At 39.0% G+C, this 19,515-nt stretch carries 18 protein-coding genes; 1 reads left to right on the top strand and 17 read right to left on the bottom strand.

Annotation, left to right across the window (positions count from 1 at the left end):
* Position 1 precedes the first annotated feature (1 nt).
* From EZL74_RS07670 to EZL74_RS07750, 17 genes are all read right to left on the bottom strand, one after another.
* Positions 2 to 1,000 carry a glycosyltransferase family 2 protein gene (locus tag EZL74_RS07670; RefSeq protein ID WP_131476017.1) on the bottom strand — a complete coding sequence of 333 codons (999 nt, stop codon included), beginning with the start codon at positions 998 to 1,000 and terminating at the stop codon, positions 2 to 4.
* 1 nt (position 1,001) lies between these two features.
* Positions 1,002 to 2,546 carry a glycosyltransferase family 2 protein gene (locus EZL74_RS07675; protein WP_193553755.1) on the bottom strand — a complete coding sequence of 515 codons (1,545 nt, stop codon included), beginning with the start codon at positions 2,544 to 2,546 and terminating at the stop codon, positions 1,002 to 1,004.
* Entirely contained in the window at positions 2,546 to 3,697 is a 1,152-nt protein-coding gene (locus tag EZL74_RS07680; protein ID WP_131476018.1) for a glycosyltransferase family 4 protein, read from the bottom strand. Before EZL74_RS07680 ends, EZL74_RS07675 begins: the two co-directional genes overlap by 1 nt.
* Positions 3,694 to 4,779: a glycosyltransferase family 4 protein gene (locus tag EZL74_RS07685; RefSeq protein ID WP_131476019.1), complete on the bottom strand. Its 1,086-nt coding sequence runs from the start codon at positions 4,777 to 4,779 to the stop codon at positions 3,694 to 3,696. Before EZL74_RS07685 ends, EZL74_RS07680 begins: the two co-directional genes overlap by 4 nt.
* Positions 4,764 to 6,161 (bottom strand): hypothetical protein, encoded by a 1,398-nt coding sequence (locus EZL74_RS07690; protein ID WP_131476020.1) that lies wholly within the window; start codon positions 6,159 to 6,161, stop codon positions 4,764 to 4,766. The genes EZL74_RS07685 and EZL74_RS07690 overlap by 16 nt, the downstream gene beginning before the upstream one ends.
* A 14-nt stretch (positions 6,162 to 6,175) precedes the next feature.
* Complete coding sequence (locus EZL74_RS07695) at positions 6,176 to 7,000, bottom strand: hypothetical protein (RefSeq protein ID WP_131476021.1); 825 nt, start codon at positions 6,998 to 7,000, stop codon at positions 6,176 to 6,178.
* Positions 7,001 to 7,004: 4 nt separating this feature from the next.
* A complete protein-coding gene (gene asnB / locus EZL74_RS07700; protein WP_131476022.1) occupies positions 7,005 to 8,699 on the bottom strand; it encodes an asparagine synthase (glutamine-hydrolyzing) in 1,695 nt (564 codons plus the stop codon).
* Positions 8,700 to 9,395: an acylneuraminate cytidylyltransferase family protein gene (locus tag EZL74_RS07705; RefSeq protein WP_131476023.1), complete on the bottom strand. Its 696-nt coding sequence runs from the start codon at positions 9,393 to 9,395 to the stop codon at positions 8,700 to 8,702. It lies immediately after the preceding gene.
* Positions 9,395 to 10,555, bottom strand: coding sequence for a UDP-N-acetylglucosamine 2-epimerase (neuC, locus tag EZL74_RS07710; protein ID WP_131476024.1), 1,161 nt, complete (start codon positions 10,553 to 10,555; stop codon positions 9,395 to 9,397). Before neuC ends, EZL74_RS07705 begins: the two co-directional genes overlap by 1 nt.
* Positions 10,552 to 11,559: an N-acetylneuraminate synthase family protein gene (locus EZL74_RS07715; RefSeq protein WP_131476025.1), complete on the bottom strand. Its 1,008-nt coding sequence runs from the start codon at positions 11,557 to 11,559 to the stop codon at positions 10,552 to 10,554. The genes neuC and EZL74_RS07715 overlap by 4 nt, the downstream gene beginning before the upstream one ends.
* Positions 11,560 to 11,589: 30 nt before the next feature.
* Entirely contained in the window at positions 11,590 to 12,501 is a 912-nt protein-coding gene (locus tag EZL74_RS07720; RefSeq protein ID WP_131476026.1) for a glycosyltransferase family 2 protein, read from the bottom strand.
* Positions 12,498 to 13,733: a glycosyltransferase family protein gene (locus tag EZL74_RS07725; protein ID WP_131476027.1), complete on the bottom strand. Its 1,236-nt coding sequence runs from the start codon at positions 13,731 to 13,733 to the stop codon at positions 12,498 to 12,500. The genes EZL74_RS07720 and EZL74_RS07725 overlap by 4 nt, the downstream gene beginning before the upstream one ends.
* Before the next feature lie 63 nt (positions 13,734 to 13,796).
* On the bottom strand, positions 13,797 to 14,690 hold the full coding sequence (locus tag EZL74_RS07730; RefSeq protein ID WP_131476028.1) for a glycosyltransferase family 2 protein: 894 nt from the start codon (positions 14,688 to 14,690) through the stop codon (positions 13,797 to 13,799).
* Entirely contained in the window at positions 14,691 to 15,575 is an 885-nt protein-coding gene (locus EZL74_RS07735) for a glycosyltransferase family 2 protein (RefSeq protein ID WP_131476029.1), read from the bottom strand.
* A 6-nt stretch (positions 15,576 to 15,581) separates the two neighbouring features.
* Positions 15,582 to 16,478 (bottom strand): hypothetical protein, encoded by an 897-nt coding sequence (locus EZL74_RS07740; RefSeq protein WP_131476030.1) that lies wholly within the window; start codon positions 16,476 to 16,478, stop codon positions 15,582 to 15,584.
* Positions 16,479 to 16,482: 4 nt separating this feature from the next.
* Complete coding sequence (locus EZL74_RS13235) at positions 16,483 to 17,763, bottom strand: ABC transporter ATP-binding protein (protein ID WP_131476031.1); 1,281 nt, start codon at positions 17,761 to 17,763, stop codon at positions 16,483 to 16,485.
* A complete protein-coding gene (locus tag EZL74_RS07750; protein ID WP_131476032.1) occupies positions 17,763 to 18,620 on the bottom strand; it encodes an ABC transporter permease in 858 nt (285 codons plus the stop codon). The genes EZL74_RS13235 and EZL74_RS07750 overlap by 1 nt, the downstream gene beginning before the upstream one ends.
* Before the next feature lie 156 nt (positions 18,621 to 18,776).
* Between EZL74_RS07750 and EZL74_RS07755 the strand changes: the two genes are divergently transcribed.
* Positions 18,777 to 19,514 (top strand): tyrosine-protein phosphatase, encoded by a 738-nt coding sequence (locus EZL74_RS07755; RefSeq protein WP_131476033.1) that lies wholly within the window; start codon positions 18,777 to 18,779, stop codon positions 19,512 to 19,514.
* The last annotated feature ends 1 nt before the right edge of the window (position 19,515 follow it).

The following is a 19,515-nucleotide window of genomic DNA, read 5'->3' on the forward strand; positions in this document are numbered from 1 at the left end:
TTCAAGTGGTTTTAGGTTTATCAAAAAACAAACTCAGCCAACCCACGCATCTTCCTGAAAATTCGGTAAAAGCTTCGGTGCGTTTGCTTGTGGTAAAGATATTGCCAAATCGGACAAATGCCAACAACAACACTGTGACATTCCATTTAAACCTTGCCTTAATACCGGGATTAGGATACTTTACCCGCCACACATACCACCCATTGCGCACAACCATTTTGCCGTATAGGTATTTATTAGGCCGGCCGGCCTGATCGTGAAAATGCGACAATTGGGCTTTCGTATTAATCACATTTTTTCCGAAAGCTTGGGCTCTGATTGAAAAATCGGCATCTTCATACAAACCGTATCCTTCAAAATAATGTGAAAATGCTATTTGGTCCAAAACTCTTTTCCGAAAGGCAAAAGACATTCCGATTAACAAATCAACTTCATATGTTTTATCATTCAAAGGGAAGCCACAAGTTCGTCCATGTGAAAAATCGGGCATCCGACCCGGACCTAAATCTGAAGCCAATCCCAGTATATTTCTCAATATATTTCGGTCTCCTTCCGGATAAATGTATCCTTCAAATTCATAAAACCGGTTTTTGTTATAGTGCTTGTTGGGTTCTTTTTTAATCCAATTGTTTTCATTGATAGCTACACCTCCTACGCCTGTAATCGAATCTTCGGTCTTGAAAGTCTTTATAATTTCTTCGAAATAATCGGGTTCTAAAACCGTATCATCATCTAAAAAACAAACTACTGCTGATGTTTCAGCTACTTTTGAAATCCCGAAATTTCGCTGCTTAGTTAGCCCCCTGTTTTCTTGGGTAACCCTGAAATAATCCAGGTTGCGAAACGGGTTTTCTGCTAATGCAGTTTCAGTTTCAGTGTTCAAAGAACCATCAACAACCAGAATCTGATTGGGGTAAAGCGATTGCCTGGTTACTGAATGCAGTAAATTCAGCAATGCTTTAGGGCGCATATAAGTACAAACAATTAAAGTAAAGTTCATTTTATTTAGTTCTTTTTCCCAATTTCAGCAGATTCTTGGCATAAAAAATCGACTTGTTGAATTGTATTTGACGATAAGGCATTCTCAAAATCCGCAACGGAAGTGACCATTTCGAACCGGTGAATAAATACAGAAAAAAATATTTATGACGGTATTCATTAACCAGCTCTTTCCCAAAATGTTTATAAGAAAAGTACATAATCGTAGGGCTCGGCACCGGTCTAATCCATTTCACAGGATGGTCAAGTTCCCATGGCTGCTTTTTTCTTTTTTTCCCTAAAACAGCAGACTGGCTACCCCAAAAACGATAGCCTCCAACCGGTGGTTTGAGGTGCAAACTGTTGGAAAAAGGATTTTGCAACACAACGACTCCTATTTTGGTCAGCGACAATCCAAAATCATTATCTTCACCATAACCGCCGTCAAAATTAATATCATTGCCTACCAATTGTGTTACAAACGGTCTTTTGACACAATTATTGGCATTGTTGTAAAACTGGGCTGCTCCAGTCAAATAACGGTTTGGGCCATAGTTTTTTAGTTTATCCCGTAAATCACCCAAATCTTGTTGCTGGTGGTCGGCTCTGATGTCTAAACCATTGCAGGCATCAGCATGATAGGTTTGTAAAAAACGGATGTGATTTTCGATGTAATCCGGCAAAACCCTCAAATCGTCATCGCCAAATACAATGTAATCACCTGTACATAAATCGATGGCTTCGTTCCGGGCTCGGCAACTTCCTTTGGTTTCCTGCCATTTAACAATCAGTTCAAACGGATAAACAGACGGATTATAGAGGCTTTCGTTTCTTTCAGCTGCCGGAGTTGCATCTACCACTACAACCTGAGTGGGCAGATAAGTCTGATTTTTCAAATCCTCTAACAGATTCAGTGTAAAATCTTGCCGCATCATGGTAGGAATGATGTAACTGACTGTTGGTTTTCCCTGAATGGGTTTTAATTCTCTTGGTTTAACAATAGCCGTTTTGTCGGTTTTCTTAAAATTTCTTTTGGCATAAAACAGAGCATTCCACTCGGCAATGCGCCAAAACCCTTTGCGGTACAACATGTAAAACGCATGGGATATTTTAAAATTTTTGACATAAAAAACATAACGCTCCTTAGCGGTAAACACTACTTTACTCTTTTCAACAACATCAAATAATCCTTTGCAATACAAGGGAACTGCTCCTTGTAACCTCACCGCATTGTACCCGAAATCTAAGGCTTGTAACTGAATGTTTTCATAATCGGAATCAAAGCCGCCCAGAGTTTCCCAAACTGATTTTCTCACCGCAAACTGATACGGGTTAATACGCCAACTGATGCATTGATCAACATTATCAAAATCACGGATGAACCAAAAAAATGTAGCAGCCTGATAAGCCAATTCCATGAATGCGTTTTTATAGCCTTGTTCAAAAGAACTATGCCAAATATCGCCGGGCCCCAAAACCAACTCGTCCAGTTTTTTAAAATCAGGCGAGCCGTTGTAGAGAATCGTTTCTCCTGTTGGGGTTATGTATTCTTTTAGAGCAATACTCATTATTTATTTTCTGCAATTTTTTGGTAGTAAGCCACGCTTTGTGCTGCTACTACTTCGATACTGAATTTTTGAATCGCTTTTGTTCGGGCTGCCGCTCCTAACTCCTTTCGCAAGGATGAATTGTTGAGCAATGTACTGATTTTATCGGCATATTCCTTGTGATTTTTAGGGTTTACCAAATAACCATTGACTCCGTGATCAATGATTTCAGTAGCCCAACCAATGTCTGATGCCACTATAGCTTTGTTCATGGCCATTGCCTCTATCCAGGAAACCGGCAACGCTTCGGCAAAAGTTGGGAAAACGCAAACAGTAGCAGAATTGATGTATTCTTTAATACTGTCATAAGTGACGCTTCCCACATAGGTTACATTTTGCAAAGCATCTTTGTCAAACAGGAGTTGCATCATTTCCCAAACGGATCCGTTTCCGCTAATTACATCCTGCGCATCTCTGCCCACCAAGATGAGTTTGGCTTGGTTATTTTGCCGGTATACTTCGTTAAAAATATACGGCAGTTCAAGAGAACCCTTCTTTCTGACTAAAGTTCCAAAATATAAAATCGTATCGGGTTGCTCACTAGTATTCCTGTCGTCAGCGTCGAATTTAGTCAAATCAATACAATTGGGAATAACGGTAATATCGCGTTGTAACGCAAACAATTGTTTGGTTATTTCAGCTGTGTAACGGCTTACGGAAAGCAATCCGTCGGCCAATTGCAATGCCTTGCTTTCGTGATAACGATTCCTGATTTTAACCGGTCTGTTTTCTAAATGACAAAAATAGGTGTCACTCCCGTGTAATTTTACCACAATGGGACACTTTGGTTGTATACCGGAGGTAATTCCGTCCCAATCTGGGGCTTCCAAAATGTCTATTTTTTTTTCGTTGTACAATTTATTTATGAGTCGTTCTATCTTATGCTGAGTCAGCCATTTGGAAATTCCTTTAACCTTTACATTTTTGATTAAGTAAAATGAAACCCCGTTTTCTTCAAAAAAATCGTCTTTGTTTTGTCCGTAAACCAAAACCGAAACGGCATGACCACTTTCAACCAATCCTTTGGAAAGATTTGAAATACTGGTCCCGATACCCCCAAAGGCATTCATCTTAGGATGCGGAAACTCGGCGGTCAGAAAGGCTATTTTCATTCGATTAATTTATAATAATTGGCAACCATGGCATCCAAAGAAAACTGTGAAAGGCGATCGTTGACTGTTGAACGTTTTTGTATTCGTTTTTTTCCGGTTAGAATGTTAACTAAAATGGATTGGAGCGCGGCAATATCTTCTCTTTCAAACAAAAAACCATTTTCATTCTCCACAACCATTCCCAACACATTTCCTTGATTCTTGGTAGTGATGACCGGCAAATCGGAGAGCAAACTCTCGAGTACCGAATAGCAAAACGTTTCTCCGTGCGAAGGATGAATTAAATAATCGTATTGATGGTAAAGGACATGCAAATTGTCCACACTTCCTTTGAAAACAAAATAATTCTGCAGGGAAAAATCGACCACCATTTTCTGAAGTACTTCCTGATAATCGCCGCTGCCGTACAAATCAATAACAAACTCATAAGGAGCTTCTTTTACCAACTGATGCACGGCGGAAATTAAATCCTGAATTCCCTTTTGTTCCCTCAAATGTGACGCTACTATGAATTTTCCTTTGAATTCAAAATTACTCTTTTTCTTAAACTTGTCAATTTCCAATCCGTTGAATATTACTATGGTTTTGCGTTTGATGGAGCTGCCGTATTCCAATACCAACTGATTTTTACAGTAATCCGAAACCCCCACAAAAAGATCAATGTATTGGGAATACAACAAGCCTTTGATTTTTCTTTTGATGTTCTTCTTGGCCGCAAATCCGTTATTCGGTCTCGGGTTATGATCTACCTGAATGATTTGAGCTGAAGTTGTTTTTTTTATTTTCTTAAAAACAGGAACACACAGTTCAACAAAATGGGTAATTATATGAGTATACTGAGTTTGCTGCCTCTGGCAATGCGCATAGAAAAAAACCTCAACATTTTGATATTCACTACTAAAAATGGTCATATCATGGTACCCGCCGTGTTCCGAATAATTCGGAAAAAACCAGTGCACTGCGATGTTGTTTGCCTTGCATTTTTGATCAAATAGCCAAAAAAAGTAATCCATCCCACCTATTCTCTCGGGCAGCAGTTTGTAATTGCAAATGACGGCTATGGTTTTTACGGATTGGCCCATTTCTTTAGTGTTTCAGCTATGTGTTTACTGGTTCCTTGCAGCGGTCTTCCCACCTGCAGTTGGTTGAACTGCTTTCGGTTTTCGGCATCAATACCCGGATTAGCGAGATACAAACGGATACTTTCTATCAATTCCTGTTCATTTTTGACAATTCGGGTAGATTCGCTGGTGACCACGTTTTCTATATGGGCATAGGCTAAAAACCGCTGATCATCGTATAAATCATTCTCTTTATTACCAAAAACTGTGTTAATCACAGGTTTATCAAACTGCATAAAATCTAAACTCATGGTAGAAAGCATGTTGATATTCAAATCCGAAAATTCGATTAATGCTCTCAAATCGGACACATCTTCTATACTCGGAACTCTTTGGGACCAGGTTTCCTGATGTCCTTCGCGTGATAAATTCCATTTCGGGTAATTCCATTTTATGAACGGAAATTTATCCACAAATGCTGCAAAACGAATAGGATCTTCTGCCGGCGAAGTTCGCACAATAAAGTTAACGTTATCTATAATCTTTGCACTGATTGCCTTAGCAATAGTTTCGATGTACAATTCATCATTTCTGCTAGTAGAGATATCCCCGCAACTGAAACAAATTGTTTTAAGGGAAGGATTAATCCCGAATTTATGGCAAAAAGCTTCCTTGGAGGATTTGTATCGGTCTAAGACATACGGCTCAAATTGAGGCGTGCCGACAATTTCGACGCTTTCAGGAGTTATCCCCGAATAAAAGTGTAACAATTCCTTTTTCATTAATCCACTCCAAACCAAGTAGTAATCAAAATTTCCGGCCATCCTGTTTTTGGAAGCCAAATTATCCCAGCTGAAAATAAAGGCAGTTGTTTTGACTTTGGATTTTTCAGCAGCATAAATCAGCGGTGCTACAAAAGGCGGTCTTTGATGGGTTACAAACAACAAATCAAAGTTTTCCTTTTGCAGGATATCTAGGTATTCTTGAGTAATCGGATGATTTTTAAAAGACTGTTGTTGGAAACGATTATACCGCTGAATCCATTTCTCGGAATGAAAAAGTGTGGTCCACCAAAAAGCAAATCGAGTGGCAAAACCTCTCGGATTATTAGCCCTGGAATAGTTAGCCTTCAGGTTATCCTGAATTCCGAAATTATCTTTTTTGTGGAGTTGCAAATGAGCCAATTCCTTATTCTTTCTGAAAAACCAAGTAATGAATTTTTCCTGAAAAACCGTGAGCTCGATTACTTTTGCTTTGCCCGACAATCCGGCAAAGACAGCAGCCGGCAAACAGGAAAGTATAACCACCTCATCAAAGTTGCTTTCGGCTTCTGCTAAAAAATCACTCAACATGAAATTCCTGAAGCCAACACCGTCAGTTATTACTATTCCTATTTTTTTCATATGCGTAGTAAAGGCTATTTTTGCCTCAGTTTATTCAAGAGTAATTCTAGTTTCATTTTCACCCGAATCCTGTTTTTTCTCCAATATTTTTTGAAATAAAACAGTTTGTCATAAAAATAAATATACTCGGGATTTTTTGTATCGTCAAATTTAATCAAATCAAAAACCTTGTCAATCCTTTGGGTGTGCTTTTCATTTTCACCATAGGATCTGGCATACCAGGTATGGTATAACAACTCTTTGCCGCTGGTGTCAAAAACCATCGTTGTCAAACCATCGTCTTCAAAGGGTTCTGTCGCATTCAAAAAAAATATTTTCTCTCCTTTTCGTCTGAGCCAAAAATAAAAACAATAGTAGGGTTCATACAAACTCATCACATCATATTCTTCTTTCAGCGCGGCTAAATCTTCCTGAAACTCGTTGGGTAAAATATATTGATTTTTGTGAACAGCCGAACTGTCCCATAACTGCTCCAGTTTTTTGAAATTAACCACCGAAAAAAAAGTATTGATAGCAAAAGGACTTTGTTTCCGGGTCTTGATCTGACCACCGTCGCGTACTCCACATACTATAAAATCGTTGGTTTGCAAATAATCAATAATATCATATACTCCATCCGGATTCATAAAAAGCACATCTTCATCAGCCATGATAAGCCATTCAATTCCTTTGCCCTTGAGCTTTTTCATCATGTAACAAATGCTATCCAGGGCAAACATACCCTTACTTCCTTCAATCACATATTTTTGAATGCCTTTGGGAAACAATTGAGCGCTTTTTTGGTACAAATCCTTATTGATAAGGGTCGTAATAATGGCTATCCTACCGTTGTTGTCCATCTTTTTATTTTAATAACTGAGCGGCATTAATCCATTGCCAAACATGAAAACTACTCTGATTATCGCCGTTATAAAAATTATCGAGTTCCTTTTGCAAGCTCGATTTATCAAACCAACTATGATTTTGCAACAAGTCTACTTCTGCAGTAACCCATTCTTTCAAATCGTCCGAAAGCCATTCGCGCTGCGGGGTTTGTAACGGACGTTTGGGTGCCAACACTAAGTCTTTTTGCAAAAATCGTTCGGCAATTTTTCGCAACATCCACTTTTGGATGCCGTCTTTTATTTTAAACTCTTGGGGCCGGCTGAAAATATATTCCACCAATTCGTAATCTAAGAAAGGTTCACGCAATTCGGTTCCGTACAACATAGAAACCCTGTCATTAAAACGCAAAGCACGGGGAATCTTAGTGTAAAACAAGTCGCGGTATTGCAGATTCAGCAAAGCATCATCAAAAGGTTTCGGATAGTTGGTTTTAGTATAATTTTTAGCAAAATCAATCTCTAAAACATTTGTTCTGACTGGTGATTTGCTAATGCCCTGAATACTATTTTGGGACTGATTGACATAATAATCATAACCTGCCCAGGCTTCATCAGAGCCTTGCCCGTCCAGTAAAACCTTAACTCCTTTTTGCCGGGCTGCCTGAAAAATTTTTGAGTAAGCCAAGGTGGGAATTCCCCCGTAAGGTTCAGCCTGGTGTTTTGCCATCTGCAACGCCAAATCCGGAATTTCCTGAGCGGAAAGTGGACAAACAGTCAAATAATATGGTCGGTTTTCCAACATAGCTTTTACCCAAGTTAACTCATCATATCTTTCGTCATTGGTGATAAAAGTAAACGCTTCTACAGCCGATTTGTCTATGTCCTGCTGATCAATCAAAGCCAATAGGGTACTGGAATCAAGACCTCCGCTCAAATTAAAACCCACCGGCACATCAGCCCGAAAACGAAAAGTAATGGCTTTCAAAAGCAGGTTCGTAATGTATTCTTCCTCATTTTGCTCAAAATGCGATTGCAACTGGGCAATACGCTCTTCAAAATGATACCACTTTTTGATATTCAATTGCTTATTTTTGAATGTCAGTGAATGACCTCCCGGCAATTGTTGAATATGTTGCCAAAAGGTTTCGTCAGGATTGCCGTAACTGCCTTCGGAAAAATAGTGAAGCCATACACTATCTTTCGGTTTTTTAGCTATCCCGACACTCCAAAACGGATTGATTTCGGAAGCAAAAATAAAATCATTACCATCCCAAAAATAATAAAACGGCTTAACGCCAAAACGATCCCGGGCCGCAAACAAACACTGCTCTCTTTTGTCCCAAACCGCAAATGAAAACATACCGTTAAATCGGGATAAACAATCTTCTCCCCACTCCCGGTAAGCGTTCAGCAATACTTCGGTATCTGATGTTGTTTTGAATCTATAGCGCGACTGAAGTTCTTTTCTGAGCTCTACGTAATTGTAGATTTCGCCATTAAAAACTAAGACAAAATTTCCACAATCACTAAAAAAAGGCTGATTGGCATTTTCCGATAAATCGATAATACTCAAACGGTTGTGACCAAGACCAATGCGGTTTTCCTCTAACCAAAAGTCGGTATAATCAGGCCCTCGGTGCTTTTGAGCTTGGAGCAGGCTGGCCAAATTTTGTTGATTAGCCTTGTTTCCTATGATTCCGGTAATTCCACACATTTACCAACCCAATTTGATGATTAAGGATTCAGCTTGTTTCCAATCCTCCATGGTATCAATATTGACATAAAAATCGGGATTACTCTCAATATAAGCTACTGATTCTCCCAAAAAACTCCCGTTTTTAATCACCGAGGTTTTGGTAATATACACTGAGCCGTCACGGTGAAAAGCTTTGGGCAAGTCCTGCCTTCTCGGAATCATAACGGCATCTCCGGTGGCAATTTTGAGCAAACCTTCTTGGGTTTCCTCAAAAGTCCAATGCGGATTATACTCGTGAGGAACCGGTAAAACACTAACTAAAGAGTCTGACTGTTTCTCGATAAATTTTCGGATGGCGGCATCAATAAAACCCTTCTCACGAAACGGACTGGTAGGTTGCAGCAAACAAACCGCATCAAAAAAAATGTTTTGTTTCTCAAAAAAATCAATAGCATGCTGCACCACTTCGATAGAAGTGGAAGTGTCCTGAGCTAATTCGGATGGACGGATAAAAGGTGGTTTACACCCCGAAATTTCAGCAGCAATAGCAATTTCCTCGTCGTCCGTAGAGACAATAACATCAGTCAGTAATTCAGATTCTTTTGCTGCATGAATGGTATATTCTATCAAAGGCATTTTGCCCAAGAGTTTGATGTTTTTTCTCGGTACTCCTTTAGAGCCGCCTCGCGCAGGTATAATGCCCAATATTCTCATTAGTACGTAATGGTTTTATGAAACTGCAAGGGCAGTTCTTTTAACAATAAGGCTATTTTTTCTCCGGCATCACCTCCCCCGTAAACATCTGATTTCGATCGATTGTTGCGATTTAAAATGGTTGTGATAGCTGACACTATTTCGTTTTCATCATAAGAAACATCTACTACATTATTTCCGCGGTCACGGCGATTTTGGCGCGAACCAATGTTCACAACCGGTACGCCTAAATAAGCACATTCGCGAATGCCCACGCTTGAGTTCCCAACCAAACACAGGGAAGCATTCAATAAATTCAGGAAATCGTTACCTTCCATATTTTTGAAAAAATGCACATTTTTCATAGTATATTTTTCGCGGAAAGAACGAATTCCTGTTGAAGTTCCATCGGCCCCGGCATCTACATTGGGCCAGAACCACAGGGTTGGTTTGTTGATTTTTTGTATAGCTCTTAAAGTGGCTTCTATGTGTTTTCTGGAATCCTGATATTCGTTGGTTACCGGATGTTGCATCACTACTATGTAACCGTTACTCAAATCGGGTTGCGAGCCCACACCCCCATACTTTTCATACGGATTAAAAGTCAAATGAGTATGTTTGGAAATCTCCTGAGCAATGTCGATAGAAGGACAGCCGGTATTGAAAACCATAGCCTCATTTTCGCCCAGTTGTATCACTCTTTTTTTAGCATTTTCAGAAGCTACAAAATGATAATCGGCTAGTTTGGTAATCGAATGTCTTACCTTTTCATCAATGTTCCCAGTTACTTCACCTCCTTGTATATGTGCCAAAGGAATGTTCATATATGAAGCCGAAATAGCCGTTGCCATAGTTTCAAACCGATCGGCTACTGTTACTACTATGTCGGGTTTAAGATTATCAAAAACGGTAGACAATTCAAGAATTCCGATTCCGGTTGTTTTGGCTGCTGCAGTAAGGTTTTCACCTTCCAACACATTGAATACTTTGGCGGCAATTTCAAAACCATCCTTTTCGATATAATTCACGGCACTTCCGTATCGGTCAAGCAATGCCGAGGCTGCAATAATAAGCTGCAACTCCAGTTCCGGATGCTTTTGTATGGCTGTCAAAACGGTTTTAACCCGGCTGTAGGAAGGGCGTGCGGTGATGACTACTGCTATTTTTCTTTTTTCGCTCATGCTAAATCTTCTTCATTCAAAAAATCCCATTGGGACATATCTCTTTTTAATTTTCGACCTAAAACAGATTTAAAATCAGTGGCCGAAATACCATATCCTTTAGGCTTTTTACTTTCCAAATCATCAAAAGTCAGGGCATGTCCTTTGGGTAAATTTTTATTTAAGGCTAATGATTTTTCAAAGATGGTTTTCAACTCCTTGAAACTCTCATTATCGTTTTTATTGATTGGATGGCGGAGCGCCAAATGAATGGCATTAACCGCTTCAACCAGCTCTTTGGTTTCCTCTAAAGTCAACGATGCCGGAGCATCGGGACCAAAAAGCCCGCGATGGAAAACCACGTGAAACTCCAAAATTTCAGCACCCAAAGCAACGGCGGCTATACCGGTGGCAACTTTAGCCGAATGATCAGAAAAACCAACGGCAACCTGATAGCGTTCTTTTAGTTCGTTGATAACATTAAACCCGTATTGTTCCGGTTGCGTAGGGTAAGCGGTGGTGCATTGTAATAGTGAAAATCGGGCTTTTCTGCTTCGGAGAAATGCAACGGTTTGGTCTAATTCTGAATAACTGCTCATTCCCGAAGAGAGAATAATGGGTTTTCCGGTTGATGCAATTTTTTCTAACAACAGAAAATTAGTCACTTCGCCGGAACCAATTTTATAACTGTGAACTCCAACTTCTTCGAGCCAATCTACTGCCAAATTACTGAATGGAGAACAGATAAAATCTAGATGAACCTCCTCACAATGTTTTTTAATGTCTTTCCATTGACTGAGCGTAAATTCCATTCGTTTCCAATAGTCGAACCGCGTAACATCTGCTCTTGAAAATTGCACCCTAAAAGGTTCGTACGGACTGCTTTCGGCCTCAGCTATGTGCATTTGAAACTTGATAGCCTGGACACCGGTTTGAGCCACTGCATCAATATAAGCATGCAATGTCCCTAAACTTCCGTCGTGCGCCTGAGCAATTTCGGCAATTAAATAGGGTTTGGTTTTCATTAAAAATCCGTTGAAAGGAAGTAAAAGTAACTAATTTTCCGGTTTCCAATAAATTTTTGCTTCTTTTAATTTTGTGTATTTCTGATATTCTTCAAGGGTTAGCGCATTTCGATGCCTAACTATTTTACCGAAATGAGTAATCAAATCCCATTTGGCTAAAAACAAAGGTTTGATAACTCTAAAATCGCCTTTGAAGATTTTAGTTTTGTATTGCATCCAAATCGAATAAGACAAAATTCGGGGGATTTTACTAATCGGATAAAGCAACATCATATTAAACCAATCTGCCCGAATAGCCCTTCGATACCTGATTCCGAAATCATTGCTGGCGATGTAACGTTTTTTTAATTCTACGCGATGATTCACCAGTACAGTCGGCAAATAATGCACCTCCCATTGATTTTTAAATAAATTCATCGCCGCAAAAGTCTCTTCACCGTAAAAAATATACCAATCCGGATAATCAGGAATGGCTTCCCAGGCAGCTTTTCGAAAACAATGACCACATCCGATAAAGCTTTTTACTATTTCGGGTTGATCAGTAGTAAAATGAGATTCAGGTTCTTGTCTCGACCAAAAAACCCTGAATGAAACAACCCCGCAACGGCTGTTTTGCAGAAAATAATTTTCGATAATTTCTAACGGATTCTGTGTCAAAAAATGCAAATCATCATCTAAGGAAATCAGGTATTCTCCTTTGGCCAATTGGTTCAATCGGTTTCTGTTGTGAATGAGTCCTTTTGATTTTTCGTTTCTCAAAAGCACAATTTGCGGATAATTGTTACTGATGTAATCAAAAGTACCGTCATCGGATGCATCGTCGTATATCAGTACTTCGACCTCTTCTTGGTGAAGCAGATTTTCAATTTTCTGCAGGGTGATTTTTAATTCCTCAAGTCGGTTTTTGGTAGTAATTACTATAGAAAATTTGATCGGATTCATTTCAACAGAATGTTATTTAGAGTCTGTTTCAAATTAATCTCAGTAGAATAATCAATCAAATCCTGACGATTCAGACGCAGTTCCTCCGGATTGTTTTTCCAAATGGCATACAAATCCGAAATGTTCTTTTCAATCGCCTCTACATCGTTGGCTTCAGACCAATAAGGATACTGATTCCCCAACAAACGCTTGACTTCGCTGTAATAAGGTCCCAAAATCAAAATGGGTTTGTTGGCTACCACACAATTGGGAAACTTCCCGGGCAAAAACGGACTAATCTCTGAAACAGCTTCCAATATAATATTGACAGAGACCTCCTTTTCTAAGGACTGTACTGTTTTGTATTCTAAATAATCTTTGATGATAATATTCGGGTGGTTGAGATAAGGTTGTAAAACAGACTCGTGGCAGGAATGATTGCCTATCAAATACAATTTAGCCTCTGATCTTGCCGAGGAATGGTTATCCAAAAAACGGAGAAATCCTTCAATCAAAAATTTAGGATTGCGCTGTCTGAGCAGATTACCGGCATGCAGTAACGAAAATTCATTGCGGATAAAAAAGTCGGGCAACGGAGCCGCTTGCGTTTCTGTTTTGATTTGATGCGGAATTATGACGCTTTTATGGGCAACTTCAGGAAAATAACTCTCCATCCATTCTTTTAAAAGCAAACTCGGAAATGCCAAATGAGCTGATTTTTGAGTTATAGCCAAAACAAAAGCTTCTTTGACTTCATAACTTTTCTCAACCCAATTGTAAGGACGGGGATACATGTGAAACGGATAAGGATCGTGTATGTAAGCCATCCATTTAGTATGCAACTCAGGTAACTGTAACAATGCTCTGTGTGGCCTGAAACTGCTTCCTTTGCTAAGCGTCAACACTAAATCAGGATTGAAATCGAGGTGTTTTTTTATGCCTTTTTTGATCGAATGAGTATCGTTGGTATGTGTAAACGAAAAACCGAAAATCTTCTCTAAATGGGTATTGATGTAAATTTTGGTATGCCGTTGAAAAACCCTTACAGCCCTTGAAAGCAGATAGTTTATCGAAATTTTATTTTCCTTCAGCCACACACATTCAATGCCTTCAAGTTGAATTTCTTGGTGAGTGTAATGCAGGACTTTGAGCTGAAAACCGGCTTTTTGTAAATTGGAGATCAAGGCCACATTCACCTTAGAACCACTGCTGTCTTCAACATTTATCGATTCGGATATAACTAAAATTTTCATGCTTGCGAATGTACTAAATATTTTGCTATGGCTTTGAAGGTCAAAGGCGAAACCCAAACTCCTTTAGTTTCTCCAAAACGTTTTCAGAAAAAGCTGTCGGACTTCGTATTGAAACTGTTTTAGTTTCATAAAAAATCCCGGGTCCGGTTTTTCAAAATAGGCCACGACTCTCTTGCTCCAATCGTCATCAAGCCAACTTTGAAAGAAATCGGGTTCAGCACCATTCGCATACCAGATTTTAGCTTCACTGCACTGTTCCTTCAAAAAAATATGATACGCCGGATAATGGGTGTCTACGACAACATTATAGCCCAGAGCTTGTGCACGGGTACAGAAATGACGGTCTTCTCCCTGATAGCCTAAGCTCATCAAACGGTTAAAGTTCAGGTTTTTGGATAAAATTTCTTTGGTCAGCAAGGTGCAGGCACCGCCACCGCCAACGGTATACTTTCCTTTTTGGGTCAATTTTAAAATGGTTTCAGGCCCCACGTAAGACCAGGAATGATGGTCCCAGGCATTAGGTTTATGAAAAGTTTGTTTGAAGAAAAGGGTCCAGAAAACTTCAAAGATAAAATGTTCGTTTTGCTGTACCAAATGCGTCAATGTCATGGGGTGAAGTACCAAATCAGAATCAACTAAAAACAAATAATCATAATCGTGTTGCAAGGCATACTGAATGGCATTGTTCTTAATTGCTATGATGCGGTCGATTCGGGAAACATTCCAGTTGTGATCACTGTAATCACTTGATTTCAAGTTTATTTTAGAAAGCAAGTTACAGTTATTAGCTTTACAGAACTCATTCAGAAAAGCACTTTCCTCGGAAGTTTCGGAATCATCGTAAAAAAGATACTCCAACACAAATCCTTCCTGTTTCAGATTCAGGTAAGATTGCAGTGAAATTTCAAGTATTTCTTTTGGTTTGCGTATAGAAGAAAATAAAACTATCCTTTTCATTTAGCGTCTGATTATTTTAATTATGCTTCTTTTAATGGTTTTCAGCATGCGATTATAGTTAAAAGACAACACGTTGAGCAGATAGTAAAAATAAGCTTTTGTCGGAGAAAGAAACCCCAATGAAAAAAAGTATTTGCTTTTGAGTACTGTCATGGCTAAGCGAGGGCTGTCTAAACCTTCGGAAACCGAAGATTTTCCACCCAAATGCACCAAAGTAACTAATGGATGTAAAACAATTTTACATCCTTTTTTATGGTAACGGTAGCACAGTTCCATGTCTTCATAATACATGTGAAACCGGGGATCAAACAAACCAAACTGGTCAATACTCTTTTTTCTGATCATCATGGCAGCTCCCGAAACATAATCGACTTCTTTGGGCTTTTCAAAATCACATTTTTTGGAAATAGCATTTATTTCTTTCAGATAGTCGGGGTCCATGTTCTTTTTGAATCCTAAGTCGTACAGGAGTTTATCTTCGGTCAAATAGTTCCCGTGACAAAGGTTTGGCTGATGATTGCCATCGATAAGATTGGTTCCGCAGATGATTACCTCAGCATGGTTTTGATCCTCCATATACGAAAACAAGCGTTTGATTCCGTCGTCTATCAGATAAGCATCGGAATTCAGTAGAAAAACATATTTTCCGCTGCAAAATGGCAGTGCTTTGTTATTGGCCTTCCCAAAGCCCAGGTTTTTATCCAATCGAATAAATCGGACATTTTTTTTGGCTTGCAGGAGCGATTCTAAACGGGTTTCTCTCGAATTATTGTCGACCACAATCACTTCACATTCCAAACCGGAAGTAAATTCAAAAACAGAATTGACGGCTTGCAATGTCAAAGCATCAGTGTTAAAATTGACTATAATAAAAGAAATGTCCATCCTTATTTATTTGAATTTTCTGCTAATTCTTTTCAGAATATTTAATCCTATTTTCAGTCGAATGGCTAGATTTTGAATGGCTATTTGCACCAATGATATTGGTCCCAAATGGGGAGCAGTCTGATTCAAATCGGTCATGAGTTCACTTACAGTTGCCGCTTTTTTGAAGAGTAAAAAATCCCATGAAATCTCATCTAAAGGATGAAAATTGGCTACTGACCGGTAATTTTCTTCATTTATATTTTTCCAAAAGTCGACAAACTTCGCGGTATCAAAATCATCGCGATGTCCCCAATTGGTTATTTTGGTCGTAATCTCACTTTCTGATCTGGCCCATGATTGATGCACCACATCAATATTTAGCGATAATTTTGTTATTCTGTTGTTGTTTCTGGCCGCAGTATATTTGGGACAATTGGTAACAAAATTGAACTTGTCTTTTTTATTGATGATTAAAAATCCTTCGGGGGTTTCTTTGAACAAAATAATCATATTGCCCTGAAGGGTGACCGGAAACAGGCGGGAAAACCACAGCAAATGGGAATTATGTCTTAAGAAAGCGGCCAATTCTTTAAAATGTAACACGTATTCATCCGAGTCAAGCTGAACAATCCATCCTTTTCCCATTCGTTTAGCCAGTAAATTGCGTTGTCTGGTTTCGCACTGTATCGGAGTTAACTCGGGAACATAAAATACTTCCGAATGAAATTCTATTTTTTTTTCGACATCAAAAGCAGCGATTTCGTCATAAAAACTATCAGGAATAAAGACAGGGTTCCCACTCCAAGTCTTATTTTCGGCATCTACCGAAAGGTAAATTTTATCGGCATGATTATACACCTGTTGCAAGGCTACAGGCAACAATTCATAATCATACGAAACTAAAAATCCGACTTTAATCATTACTCTAATTTGAGGTCCATTGCGTATGTAGGTATACTCTCGAATGCTTCGGCAAATCTTTAGTTCGTTTGGTAAAACTGCTCTGCTCCAAATCAAAAGCAAAACAATTTTTGATTTCATAAAGGGTTTCCATATGCCCCACTCCTGCCCAGAAATTCATACTGTAATGGCCCGGCACAAAAAGCAACTCAGCCGTATTGATTTCAATTTTCAGAGAAGTGCCTCCGTCAATTTTATGAAAATACATGTTGTCATCTTCATTAGAAATGTGGGAAATCAACTCCCCGTTGCTGTTCACAACATCCATCGCTATAGAAAGATCATTAATCGTATCTAAAACATCCAAATCTACCGTAAAGGTGAGTTTTTGACCTAATAAAACCGTTGCTCCGTGATTGATTATTTTGCCACTCAGAAGAACCGAAAAATCAGTAACTTTGAGTCGGTTTGTGTAAGTTTTATGGACGGGTTTGGCATTTAAGGTTTCCACAATCTTAGTCGAATAAACATCGATAGCGCTGGAAGATTCACCATCATACACCAACATGCCGTTTTCGAGAACTATACCTCTCGTGCACAAACTTTTAACGGCTGCCATGTTATGACTTACAAATAAAACAGTTCTTCCTTCGCCTTTACTGATATCACCCATCTTGCCGAGGCATTTTTTTTGAAACTCGGCATCACCTACCGCCAACACTTCGTCAACAATAAGAATTTCACTTTCAAGATGCGCCGCTACAGCAAAAGCCAAACGCACATACATACCCGAAGAATAGCGTTTTACCGGAGTGTCGATATAGCGCTCCACTCCCGAAAAGTCAATGATTTCATCCAGCTTACGTGTGATTTCTTTTTTGCGCATCCCCAAAATGGCTCCATTGAGATAAATATTTTCTCTTCCGGTTAATTCGGGATGAAAACCGGTTCCTACTTCGAGCAGACTGGCAATACGTCCTTTAACTTTTATGGCTCCGGTAGTTGGCGCAGTGACTCTTGAGAGCAATTTCAACAAGGTACTTTTTCCGGCTCCGTTTTTACCGATAATACCAACAGCATCGCCTTGATTAATTTCAAAGTTGATGTCTTTTAATGACCAAACGATATCGCTCTCACCCTTTTTACTTCGGTCGTTGGTTTGTCCAATCTTCAGAAAAGGATCTTCCTTGCCCAGTATTTTGGTCAACCAAAAACGTTCAATATCGCGGGAAATAGTTCCTGTCCCGATTTGTCCGATTTGATAGGCTTTGGACAGGTTTTCGACTTGTATAACGGGCTTATGCATCAGATGGTATCAACGAAGTTTTTTTCGGTTTTATTAAAAATCAGAATTCCCATAAAGAGAATGACAATAGTGACCACTGTAGAATAGCCAAGACTCCAAAGCGAAAATTCTCCTTTACCCAAAAAAGCATAACGAAAAGCTTCAATTATACCGGTCATGGGATTGAGTTCGATGTATTTTTTATAGGCTGCCGGCGCTGCACTCAACGGATAAATTACGGTTGTTCCGTACATCAGTAATTGCACTCCGAACGTAACCAAAAAGGTCAAATCTTTGTATTTGGTCGTAATAGCGGTGATAATCAATCCTGCACCCAAACCTAAAAAGGCCATCAGGGCAATCAAATAGGGAAAAAAGAAAACGGCATACGTCAAGTGAAAATCTGCATTCTTGTACCAAAAGTACCCCATCATCAGCAAAAACAACAGCATCTGCACTCCAAAGCGAATCAGATTACTGAAAACAATACTCAACGGCATAATCAAACGCGGAAAATATACTTTGCCGAAAATGCCGGCATTATCCCTAAAAACAGTACTGGTTTTAGTCAGACAATCGGAAAAATAATTCCAAGCTGTAATCCCCGAGAGGAAAAACAAAAACTGAGGCAAGCCATCGGTGCTGATACCGGCCAGGTTTCCAAACACAAAAGTAAAAACGATGGTAGTCAGGAACGGCTGTATGAAAAACCAAAGCGGCCCCAAAACTGTTTGCTTGTAAAAACTGATGAAATCTCTCTTGACAAACAAAAAAAGCAAATCTCTGTAATTCCAAATATCTCTGAATTTTACATCAAAAAGTGAAGTATGTCCCTTAATAACTAAATCCCAATCCTGTGATTGACTTTTATTGTTCATTATTGTTTTGGAGATTAAAATTTGCCTTTCACGCTACGTGCAAATATATAAATTAGGCTTTCCTTTTAAAACAAAAGTGCTGATTTATTTAGTATTAGAACATAATTGACGAAATCGTTTTTTATTTGATTAATTTTGCAACCTAAATCGACCGTTTTGATACATTTTTTTAAACCAAAGCCTTTCCTGCGCGACTTCATACCGGATGATTATTTAGACATTCATTCGCATTTATTACCGGGTATTGATGATGGCGCCACAAGCATAGACGACACGGCTAAACTCATCAAAGGTTTGGAAAGTTTGGGTTTTTCAAAATTCATTACTACCCCACACGTGATGGGAGAAGTATGGAATAATACCAAAACGGGCATTGAAACTAAACTGCAGGACACTGTAAGCGAATTAACGATTCCTCATGTAAAGGATAAACTCAGAGCTGCAGCAGAATACATGATTGATGCCGAATTCAGGGAACTTTTTAAGAGAGAACCGTTGTTAACGTTGCGGGAAAATTATGTTCTGGTTGAGATTTCGTATCTGAATGCTCCCATTCAGTTGTACGATATATTGTTTGAACTCCAAACCGCCGGTTACAAACCGGTTTTAGCTCATCCTGAACGGTATAATTTTTACCACCACAATTTACAGGAATACCAAAAATTAAAAGACGCAGGTTGTCTTTTCCAATTGAACATGCTGTCAACTACCGGCTATTACGGACCTAACGTAAGTAAAATAGCTGACTATCTTTTGAGCAAGGATTTAATCGATTTTATAGGCTCTGATGTACACCACAACAGGCATTTGGATTACATCAGAAAAAAAGTTGTTTTAAAAAATCACAAGCAACTGCCCATCATTTTTCAAAACAACTCCTTTTTCGATTTTTGAA

The organism is Flavobacterium silvisoli, assembly GCF_004329815.1.
GTDB classification, from domain to species: Bacteria; Bacteroidota; Bacteroidia; order Flavobacteriales; family Flavobacteriaceae; genus Flavobacterium; species Flavobacterium silvisoli.

Bases quoted from the DNA above. Each gene is read 5' to 3' on its own strand.
- EZL74_RS07670 (WP_131476017.1), bottom strand. From the start codon at position 1,000: ATGAACTTTACTTTAATTGTTTGTACTTATATGCGCCCTAAAGCATTG.
- EZL74_RS07675 (WP_193553755.1), bottom strand. From the start codon at position 2,546: ATGAGTATTGCTCTAAAAGAATACATAACCCCAACAGGAGAAACGATT.
- EZL74_RS07680 (WP_131476018.1), bottom strand. From the start codon at position 3,697: ATGAAAATAGCCTTTCTGACCGCCGAGTTTCCGCATCCTAAGATGAAT.
- EZL74_RS07685 (WP_131476019.1), bottom strand. From the start codon at position 4,779: ATGGGCCAATCCGTAAAAACCATAGCCGTCATTTGCAATTACAAACTG.
- EZL74_RS07690 (WP_131476020.1), bottom strand. From the start codon at position 6,161: ATGAAAAAAATAGGAATAGTAATAACTGACGGTGTTGGCTTCAGGAAT.
- EZL74_RS07695 (WP_131476021.1), bottom strand. From the start codon at position 7,000: ATGGACAACAACGGTAGGATAGCCATTATTACGACCCTTATCAATAAG.
- asnB (WP_131476022.1), bottom strand. From the start codon at position 8,699: ATGTGTGGAATTACCGGAATCATAGGAAACAAGGCTAATCAACAAAAT.
- EZL74_RS07705 (WP_131476023.1), bottom strand. From the start codon at position 9,395: ATGAGAATATTGGGCATTATACCTGCGCGAGGCGGCTCTAAAGGAGTA.
- neuC (WP_131476024.1), bottom strand. From the start codon at position 10,555: ATGAGCGAAAAAAGAAAAATAGCAGTAGTCATCACCGCACGCCCTTCC.
- EZL74_RS07715 (WP_131476025.1), bottom strand. From the start codon at position 11,559: ATGAAAACCAAACCCTATTTAATTGCCGAAATTGCTCAGGCGCACGAC.
- EZL74_RS07720 (WP_131476026.1), bottom strand. From the start codon at position 12,501: ATGAATCCGATCAAATTTTCTATAGTAATTACTACCAAAAACCGACTT.
- EZL74_RS07725 (WP_131476027.1), bottom strand. From the start codon at position 13,733: ATGAAAATTTTAGTTATATCCGAATCGATAAATGTTGAAGACAGCAGT.
- EZL74_RS07730 (WP_131476028.1), bottom strand. From the start codon at position 14,690: ATGAAAAGGATAGTTTTATTTTCTTCTATACGCAAACCAAAAGAAATA.
- EZL74_RS07735 (WP_131476029.1), bottom strand. From the start codon at position 15,575: ATGGACATTTCTTTTATTATAGTCAATTTTAACACTGATGCTTTGACA.
- EZL74_RS07740 (WP_131476030.1), bottom strand. From the start codon at position 16,478: ATGATTAAAGTCGGATTTTTAGTTTCGTATGATTATGAATTGTTGCCT.
- EZL74_RS13235 (WP_131476031.1), bottom strand. From the start codon at position 17,763: ATGCATAAGCCCGTTATACAAGTCGAAAACCTGTCCAAAGCCTATCAA.
- EZL74_RS07750 (WP_131476032.1), bottom strand. From the start codon at position 18,620: ATGAACAATAAAAGTCAATCACAGGATTGGGATTTAGTTATTAAGGGA.